The organism is Desulfovibrio sp. DV, assembly GCF_001936595.1.
In the GTDB taxonomy this organism is placed as follows: Bacteria; Desulfobacterota; Desulfovibrionia; order Desulfovibrionales; family Desulfovibrionaceae; genus Solidesulfovibrio.
In genome coordinates this window covers 1-7,005 of record NZ_MLBG01000162.1, presented here as the reverse complement: position 1 = coordinate 7,005, position 7,005 = coordinate 1, and the positions used below count along the sequence as shown (strand labels likewise).

The window sequence follows — 7,005 nt, the reverse complement described above, 5'->3', positions numbered from 1 at the left end:
CCTTCGGTCGATTTGTCGTAGATGGTGTTGATCTGCTTTTCCAGGACTTCGCCCACATCAGGCGTTTTTGGCGGGGCGGGTTTGCCCTGCCCCTGGCCGCTGCCCACCCCGCGTTCGCCGGGCTTGGGTTCGCGAAACAGCAGCAGGCTTATCCGCCGGTTTCTGGCGTCAAAAGGCTTGTCGGCCACGTAGGGCCGGGTATCGGCAAAGCCCGTGACCTGGGTCACGTTGTCGGGATTCAGCCCCGCTCCCACCATGAACCGCCGGGCGGAAAGGGCCCGGCCGGCCGAAAGATCCCAGTTGGAGTAGGTCCCGGAGTAGCGGTAGGCGTCGGTGTGGCCTTCGATGGCCACCTTGACCCCTTCCTTTTTCACCACGTCGGTGACGGCGGCCAGAATGCGCTGAGCATCGGGCAGCAGGGACACGCCGCCAAGGTCGTAAAGCGGCCGGTCGGCCTTGTCCATGATCTCGATGCGCACTCGGTCTTTGAGTTGGGTCACCGACACCTGTCCGGCCAGTTCGGGCACGGTCTTTTGCAGGGCCTGTTCGATTTCGCGCTCCAGCGCCCCGGCCTGGGCTTCGGCCGCTGCCGCCGCCTTGGCCTGGGCCGCTGCTTCGGCCTTGGTCAGGGGCGGGGATTCCTTGCCGCCGTCCATCATGCCCGTGTTTTGCCCCTGGCCGCCGGAGGGCTGCTGCCCCTCCCGGTCAATGGCCACGTCCGGGCGCTCGGACTGGCTGCCAACCACGGCTCCCGGAGGCCCGAGACCGCCGGTCTCCAGGGTCTGGGCTGAGGGGCCGGGATTGTTGAATATACTGAAATCGTTGAAATAGTTTGCTATTTCTTCCTTCTTTTCCTGGGGGGCGTTGCTTAGGAGCCACATGAGCAGGAAAAAGGCCATCATCGCGGTCACCAGATCGGCGTAGGCCACCTTCCAGGAACCACCATGGGCACCAGCCGAGATCTTCTTGACCTTCTTGATGATGATGTTTTTTTTGTGTTCGCCCTCAGCCATGACCCCTCCGTCAGTCCCTATCGGTCGCAGATGCGATTCCGTTTAGGGGACGGTTATCTATGGGTGTAGTTACGCAGGAGCGGGATAAAGGGCAACCGTTGGGGTGGGGCTGGCGGGGCGATCGGCATGGGCCGGCAAAGGCTTGGCGTCCGGGACGCGCCACGACGAAAAGGGCGAAAGGCTAGCGCCTTCCGCCCGAAATACCTTCGCCGGATCGTCGCTGGTTAGGCGGCGACTGCAGCGGCCTCGACCGGCAGCACGTGGATGCGGGTCTTGACCTTGTTGTTGCGCGAATACTTCTCGAACTTCACCACGCCGTCCACCAGGGCGAACAGGGTGTAGTCGCGGCCCATGCCCACGCCGTCGCCGGGGTGGAACTTGGTGCCGAGCTGGCGCACCAGGATGTTGCCGGCCAGAACCTTCTGACCACCGAAACGCTTGACGCCACGCCGTTGGCCGGCGCTGTCGCGGCCGTTTCTGGAGCTGCCGCCTGCTTTTTTATGTGCCATCTCGCGACTCCTTCAAAAGATGAAACTAGACCTGGATGGACTTCACCGTCAGCTGGGTATAGCCTTGGCGATGGCCCTGCTTCTTGTGGGAATCCTTGCGGCGGCGCTTGTGGAAGACCACGATCTTCTTGCCCTTGACATGACCAGCCACCTCGCAGGTGACAGCCGCGCCGGAAAGATAGGGCGCACCGACTTTGACATCGGTTCCGCCGACCATGAGCACCTTGTCCAGCACGTATTCCGAGCCGGCATCGGCCGCAACGAGGTCCACGGTGATGGTGGCCCCTTCCTGGACCTTGTATTGCTTGCCGCCAGCCAAAACGATTGCGTACATAGGGATGACCTCCGATAGGGAAGAGGAATCCTTTATTCCGGGTTGAGCCCGGGGTCAAGCTCTTTTTACGCCAGAGACGATCCCGTGGCCAAAAGACGGGCCCGGCGGGCCTGCAAAATGTCCAGGGTGGCGATGTCCACCCGGAGGCTGCCCCGGCCCCGGCCGAGTTCCACTCCGGGCTTGGCTGCGCCGTGGAAATCCGAGCCGCCCGAGACGGCCAGACCCAGCTTGCGGGCCAGGGCCAGATATTCAAGGGTCTGGTACTGGGAGTGTTCGGTGTAAAAGGCCTCGATGGCGTCGAGGCCGACGTCGCGGTAGCGGGTCACGGTCTCGGCCAGGGCCGGGCCGGACAGGCCCAGAAGATAGGGATGGGCCAGAACGGCCAGACCGCCTTCGGCGTGGAGCAGGCCAATGGCATGGGTCAGCGTCAGCTTGTCCTTGGGCACGTAGGCCTTGCCGTGGGCTCCCAGGAAGCGGGTGAAGGCCTCCTTGAAGCTCGACACCACCCCCTGGGCCAAAAGGGCCTGGGCGATATGCGGCCGGCCGACCGCCCCCTGGGCCAGGACCGTGACGGATGCATAGTCGAGGGACACGCCAAGGGCCTTGAGCTTTTCCAGGATGCGGTGGTTGCGGTCGTGGCGACGTTCGCGCAGCCAGTCCAGGCGTTCGGCCAGGGGGCCGGGATTGTCCGGCAAAAAAAGCCCAACCAGATGGATGCTGCCCCGGTCGTCGGCCACGGACAGTTCCACGCCGGCCACCACATCCAGGCCGTGGCGCACTCCGGCGGCGCGGGCCTCGGGCAGCCCGGCCAGGGTGTCATGGTCGGTGATGGCCACGGCGACGAGGCCGAGTCCGGCGGCCCGGTCCACCAGTTCCTTGGGAGCAAGGGTTCCGTCCGAGGCCGTGGTGTGGGTGTGCAGATCAATGAAAGCCATCCCCAACCCTAGCCCGCCCCGGCTGACTTGTGAACCTCCATTGCGCCTGCCGTCCGATTTGGCTATTACCAGGACACACTCTCGCCAAAGGAGACCGTACGTGAGCATTCATCCTGACCTGTTGACCATCCTGGCCTGCCCCAAATGCAAGGGCGCGCTGACTGTTGTCGATGCCGAGGCCGGCCTGGCCTGCCCGCCGTGCGCCGTGGTCTACCCGGTGCGCGACGACATCCCCATCATGCTGGTGGAAGAAGCCGTGGCCCGCGCCGACTGGGACGCCGGCAAAAGCTCGGTCAAAGACGACGCCGCAAAATAACGCAACGCCCGGAGCGCCATGCTCGGGCAGGGAGCCGCAATGGCCAAACTGCACTGGACGCCGTGGATGGCCCTGGCCGAAATCGGCAACGAAGCCGCACGGATGATGGACGAGGCCGCTGCCGGACCCAGGGAGTGCGCCTTTGCCTGGCAGCCGGCAGCCGATGTCGTGGAAACGGACGACGAGTTCCGGGTGACCCTGGAACTGGCCGGCGTGGCCCGGGAAGACGTGGCCGTGGAAATCCGGGGCCGGGAACTGATCATCCAGGGCAACCGGCGTTTTGAAAAAGACGCCCGGGGCGGGGTGTATCAGGTGCTGGAGCGTTCCTACGGGCCTTTTGCCCGCAGCTTCCTGTTGCCCAAGGGCGTGGCGCGCACCGAGATTGCCGCCGTCATGAAGGACGGCCTGCTGGAGGTGCGCCTGCCCAAGGTTCTGCCCGAACGCCTGCGCCGCCGCATCCCCATCAGCTGACGCCAAAACCCTCTCACTTGTGCTGCGGAGGCCTGCCATGGGTCGCATTGCCCTGTGGGCGATACGCCTTTTTGCCTGTTTCTTTCTGGTGATTTCCCTGTTTCTCGCCGCGTCCGGTCCGTCGGCAGCGGCCCCGACCGGCCGGGAGCTGCGCCAGACCCCGGTGGTGGCGGCCGTGGCGGCCGTGGCTCCGGCCGTGGTCAACATCACCTCGGCCAGGACCGTGGAGCGCCGGGGCAACCGGGGACCCTTTTTCGAGGACGAGCTTTTCCGCCAGTTTCTCGGCCAGGGCGGCCCGGCCCCCCGGCAGCAGACCCAGGAGAGCCTCGGGTCCGGGGTCATCATCGACGGCAAGGCCGGGCTGGTGCTGACCAACGCCCACGTCATTGCCGGCGGCACCTCGATCAAGGCCCGGCTGCAGGACGGGCGGGTGCTTTCGGCCTCCCTGGTCGGTGCGGACCCGGATTTCGACGTGGCCGTGCTGCATCTGGACGATGGCGGCGACCTGCCCCAGGCGGCCATGGGCGACTCGGCCGACATCATGATCGGCGAGACGGCCATCGCCATCGGCAATCCCTTTGGCTACACCCACACCGTCACCACCGGGGTCATCTCGGCCGTCGGCCGCTCGCTCAAGCACGAGGGCGGGGCCTATGCCGACCTGATCCAGACCGACACGGCCATCAATCCCGGCAACAGCGGCGGGCCGCTGGTCAATCTGGCCGGGCAGGTCATCGGCATCAACATGGCCATCCAGGCCGGAGCCGAGGGCATCGGCTTTGCCATTCCCATCAACAAGGCCCGGCGGGTGGTGGCCGAGCTCATGCACGGCGGCCGGGTGACGCCAGCCTGGCTTGGAGTCACGGGCCAGGACGTGGATGTCCGGGCGGCGCGCTATTTCGGCCTGACCCGGCCCAAGGGCATGCTGGTTACCGAAGTGGCACCGGGAACGCCGGCCGAAAAGGCCGGGCTGCGGCCGGGCGATCTGGTGACGGCGGTTGGCGGGACGGAACTTGACGACAAGGACCAGTTCCGGGGGGCGTTGGCCACCTCCACGGTGGGGGAACCTCTGGCCCTGACGGTTCGCCGGGGGGAAACGGAGTTGAAGCTGTCGGCTGCGCCCGCTGCCTTTGACGAGCGCGAAGCTGCGGCCCTGGCCGCGTCGCGCTGGGGGCTTACGGTCGGTTTTGGCCGTGGTGTGGCCGTGTCGGCAGTGACGCCGGGTTCGCCGGCCGCCCGGCTGGGACTCAAGCCCGGTGACGTGCTGGTCCAGATCGGCGGGGAAAAGCTCACGTCCCAGGCCGAATTCATCCGGGCCGTCTACGTCAACCGTTTGAACCGGACCATCCTGGTCATGATCGAGCGCGGGGGCCGGGGCTATTACGCCCGCATGGGCGTGGAGTAAGCCGACGAGGCTACGCGCACAGTCAAATCAAACTCCCCCCAGGTGGGATTCCAAAGGGCTCAGCCCTTTGGCCGCCGGAGGCACTCTTTCTCTTCCTCTTCTCCCCCCTAGCGCAACCGCTCGGCGTAGCGCATGGGCAGGCCGCGCTCGGCCATTTTGCGGATCACGGCCTCGATGTCGTAGGGCACGGCCCGGATGTCCAGGCTGTGGGTTTTGGTGTCGAAAAGGCCGTACTTGGCCCGATTGTCGCCATCGCGGGGCTGGCCGACGGCCCCGACGTTGAGGATGTGGCGGGCGGCCGGGTCCAGGGGATTGCCGCCCAGGGACAGCTCGAAGCGGTCGACCTCGCGGCCGCGCAGGGTCGCGCCTTCGAGCATGTGGGTGTGCCCGACCAGGGACACCGGCTCGGGCGTGCGCAAAAAAGCCCGGCGAAGCGTCGTCTCGCCGGCCTCGAAGAGATAGGCGGTGGTGTCGTTTGGCGGCAGGCCGTGGACCAGCCGGCAGCCGGCCGCCACCAGCGAGACCGGATAATTGGCGATGCGGGCCAGGGAATCCGGGCCAAGCAGCTCCCGGGTGCGCAAGAGCGCCTCCAGGGCCTGGGGGTTGAACGCCCCCCGGCGCGAAGGGTCCACCACCGCCCACTCGTGGTTGCCGCGCACGCTGGCGATCTGGCGCGCATCCAGCATCTCCAGCACGGCCTGCGGGTCCGGCCCATAGCCGATATTATCGCCCAGACTCACCACGACATCGGGCGTATGCCGGTCGATGTCGGCCAAAACAGCGGCCAGGGCTTCAAGATTGCCGTGGATGTCGGCGATGGCGGCCAGGAGCATGGCGGGATAGTGGCAGTTTCAGCGGCCCGGGACAAGGGGCGTGTCCGGGGCCGGGCCGTGGTGCACCGGGCAAGGCCCTGTCGCTTGCGGCGCAAGGCTGCGGAGCGAGGAATGGCCGTGCGCCGGGCAAGGCAGATTGCGTTTGAGGGACGCGGCACCCTGCCGCCAAAAGAAGGACGCGTCCCCGGGGCCTATCCACCGGGGACGCGTCATAAGCGCGGAGGGATGATGCGGGGGTTATGCGGGAGAAACGTTTGGGGATGAGTGTGCCCTAGTTGAAATATTTGTTTTGCAGCCACTGCTTGATGGCGCCGCTGGGGGCGTAGACGCCCTTGTTAAAGCCGGTCTCTTCCATGAAATCCTTGGCCAGATCCTCGGGGATTTCAAAGGCGGCGATTTCCACGCAATCCTCGGAGTTGCGGCGTACCAGGGACAGTTGCGGGGTCCCGGTCCAGGTATTGACCACGAAATAGGTGGAAAAATCATTCTTCGAGGTCACGGGCTTATGTTGGGCGTGCCAGGAGTTGTTGCCCCACTCCAGGTACAGGGTCACGGCGTCTTCCGGGGTCATATCCCAATCGATGACAAGGCCGGACAGGTCGTGTTGGGTCTGCATGTGTATCCTCCGTACGGTTTGGGCACCGAAAGTTCCTGCATCCGATATGAGACAAATCTAATCCGTTTTGTCCGACGGTCAAGCGTAATTTTTGAAAGAGCCGGAAGGTTTCCGGCTGTGTTTAGCTAATTATTTGTATTTATGAGGATTATTTTTTTGTTGGGGCCGTTGGGGCGGGGCTGCCGCGGCAGGACCAGAGACAGGCCGGGCGGGCGGGCGTCGGGGAAGCGGAGGCGAGGCTCGGAAAACCAGACTGCCCGGACTTGGGAGCCGGCTCCTGGAGGGCTTTTCGCGCAGCCTCAAACCACCAAAACAATCCGGCCCCGGGGCAGGCACAACGCCTGTCCCAGGGCCGGACCTTTGGGAGGGGGAACTTTGTTGCATGCGGCTTCGCCGCCTGGGTTCTGGAAGAAGGCCTCCGGCGGCCGGGCTGGAGTGAGGGAAGGGAAAGAGTGCCTCCGGCGGCCAAAGGGCAGTGCCCTTTGGAAACCCTCCCGGGAGGCAAGGGGGTAAAGGGGGCGACGCCTCCCGCTTCCCGGTCCGGCAACGCCCACAGTCAAATCAAACTCCCCC

General features: G+C 65.4%; 9 protein-coding genes. 3 read left to right on the top strand and 6 right to left on the bottom strand.

Annotated features, from left to right (window positions below; genetic code table 11):
* The 4 genes from DVDV_RS21095 to DVDV_RS21080 form a co-directional block, all read right to left on the bottom strand.
* Positions 1-1,013: flagellar motor protein MotB (locus tag DVDV_RS21095; RefSeq protein WP_075356545.1), on the bottom strand; the 1,013-nt coding region annotated here is incomplete at its 3' end.
* A 224-nt stretch (positions 1,014-1,237) separates the two neighbouring features.
* On the bottom strand, positions 1,238-1,522 hold the full coding sequence (gene rpmA, locus DVDV_RS21090) for a 50S ribosomal protein L27 (protein WP_075356544.1): 285 nt from the start codon (positions 1,520-1,522) through the stop codon (positions 1,238-1,240).
* Positions 1,523-1,547: 25 nt separating this feature from the next.
* The gene (gene rplU, locus DVDV_RS21085) at positions 1,548-1,856 is read right to left on the bottom strand and encodes a 50S ribosomal protein L21 (RefSeq protein WP_043637180.1); all 309 of its coding nucleotides are present in this window, start codon (positions 1,854-1,856) and stop codon (positions 1,548-1,550) included.
* A 65-nt stretch (positions 1,857-1,921) separates the two neighbouring features.
* A complete protein-coding gene (locus tag DVDV_RS21080) occupies positions 1,922-2,791 on the bottom strand; it encodes a PHP domain-containing protein (RefSeq protein ID WP_075356546.1) in 870 nt (289 codons plus the stop codon).
* 100 nt (positions 2,792-2,891) lie between these two features.
* Between DVDV_RS21080 and DVDV_RS21075 the strand changes: the two genes are divergently transcribed.
* Genes DVDV_RS21075 through DVDV_RS21065 form a run of 3 tightly spaced genes read left to right on the top strand, consistent with a single transcriptional unit; the run spans position 2,892 to position 4,983 of the window.
* Complete coding sequence (locus DVDV_RS21075) at positions 2,892-3,107, top strand: Trm112 family protein (RefSeq protein ID WP_075356543.1); 216 nt, start codon at positions 2,892-2,894, stop codon at positions 3,105-3,107.
* 39 nt (positions 3,108-3,146) lie between these two features.
* Positions 3,147-3,578, top strand: a complete 432-nt coding sequence (locus tag DVDV_RS21070; RefSeq protein ID WP_075356542.1) for an Hsp20/alpha crystallin family protein — start codon at positions 3,147-3,149, stop codon at positions 3,576-3,578.
* Between the two features lie 37 nt (positions 3,579-3,615).
* Positions 3,616-4,983 (top strand): trypsin-like peptidase domain-containing protein, encoded by a 1,368-nt coding sequence (locus DVDV_RS21065; RefSeq protein WP_075356541.1) that lies wholly within the window; start codon positions 3,616-3,618, stop codon positions 4,981-4,983.
* Between the two features lie 107 nt (positions 4,984-5,090).
* Here DVDV_RS21065 and DVDV_RS21060 read toward each other — a convergent pair whose 3' ends face one another.
* Complete coding sequence (locus DVDV_RS21060) at positions 5,091-5,816, bottom strand: metallophosphoesterase (protein WP_075356540.1); 726 nt, start codon at positions 5,814-5,816, stop codon at positions 5,091-5,093.
* Between the two features lie 271 nt (positions 5,817-6,087).
* Positions 6,088-6,432: a DVU0772 family protein gene (locus DVDV_RS21055; RefSeq protein ID WP_075356539.1), complete on the bottom strand. Its 345-nt coding sequence runs from the start codon at positions 6,430-6,432 to the stop codon at positions 6,088-6,090.
* Positions 6,433-7,005: the final 573 nt, after the last annotated feature.

Bases quoted from the DNA above. Each gene is read 5' to 3' on its own strand.
- rpmA (WP_075356544.1), bottom strand. From the start codon at position 1,522: ATGGCACATAAAAAAGCAGGCGGCAGCTCCAGAAACGGCCGCGACAGC.
- rplU (WP_043637180.1), bottom strand. From the start codon at position 1,856: ATGTACGCAATCGTTTTGGCTGGCGGCAAGCAATACAAGGTCCAGGAA.
- DVDV_RS21080 (WP_075356546.1), bottom strand. From the start codon at position 2,791: ATGGCTTTCATTGATCTGCACACCCACACCACGGCCTCGGACGGAACC.
- DVDV_RS21070 (WP_075356542.1), top strand. From the start codon at position 3,147: ATGGCCAAACTGCACTGGACGCCGTGGATGGCCCTGGCCGAAATCGGC.
- DVDV_RS21065 (WP_075356541.1), top strand. From the start codon at position 3,616: ATGGGTCGCATTGCCCTGTGGGCGATACGCCTTTTTGCCTGTTTCTTT.
- DVDV_RS21060 (WP_075356540.1), bottom strand. From the start codon at position 5,816: ATGCTCCTGGCCGCCATCGCCGACATCCACGGCAATCTTGAAGCCCTG.
- DVDV_RS21055 (WP_075356539.1), bottom strand. From the start codon at position 6,432: ATGCAGACCCAACACGACCTGTCCGGCCTTGTCATCGATTGGGATATG.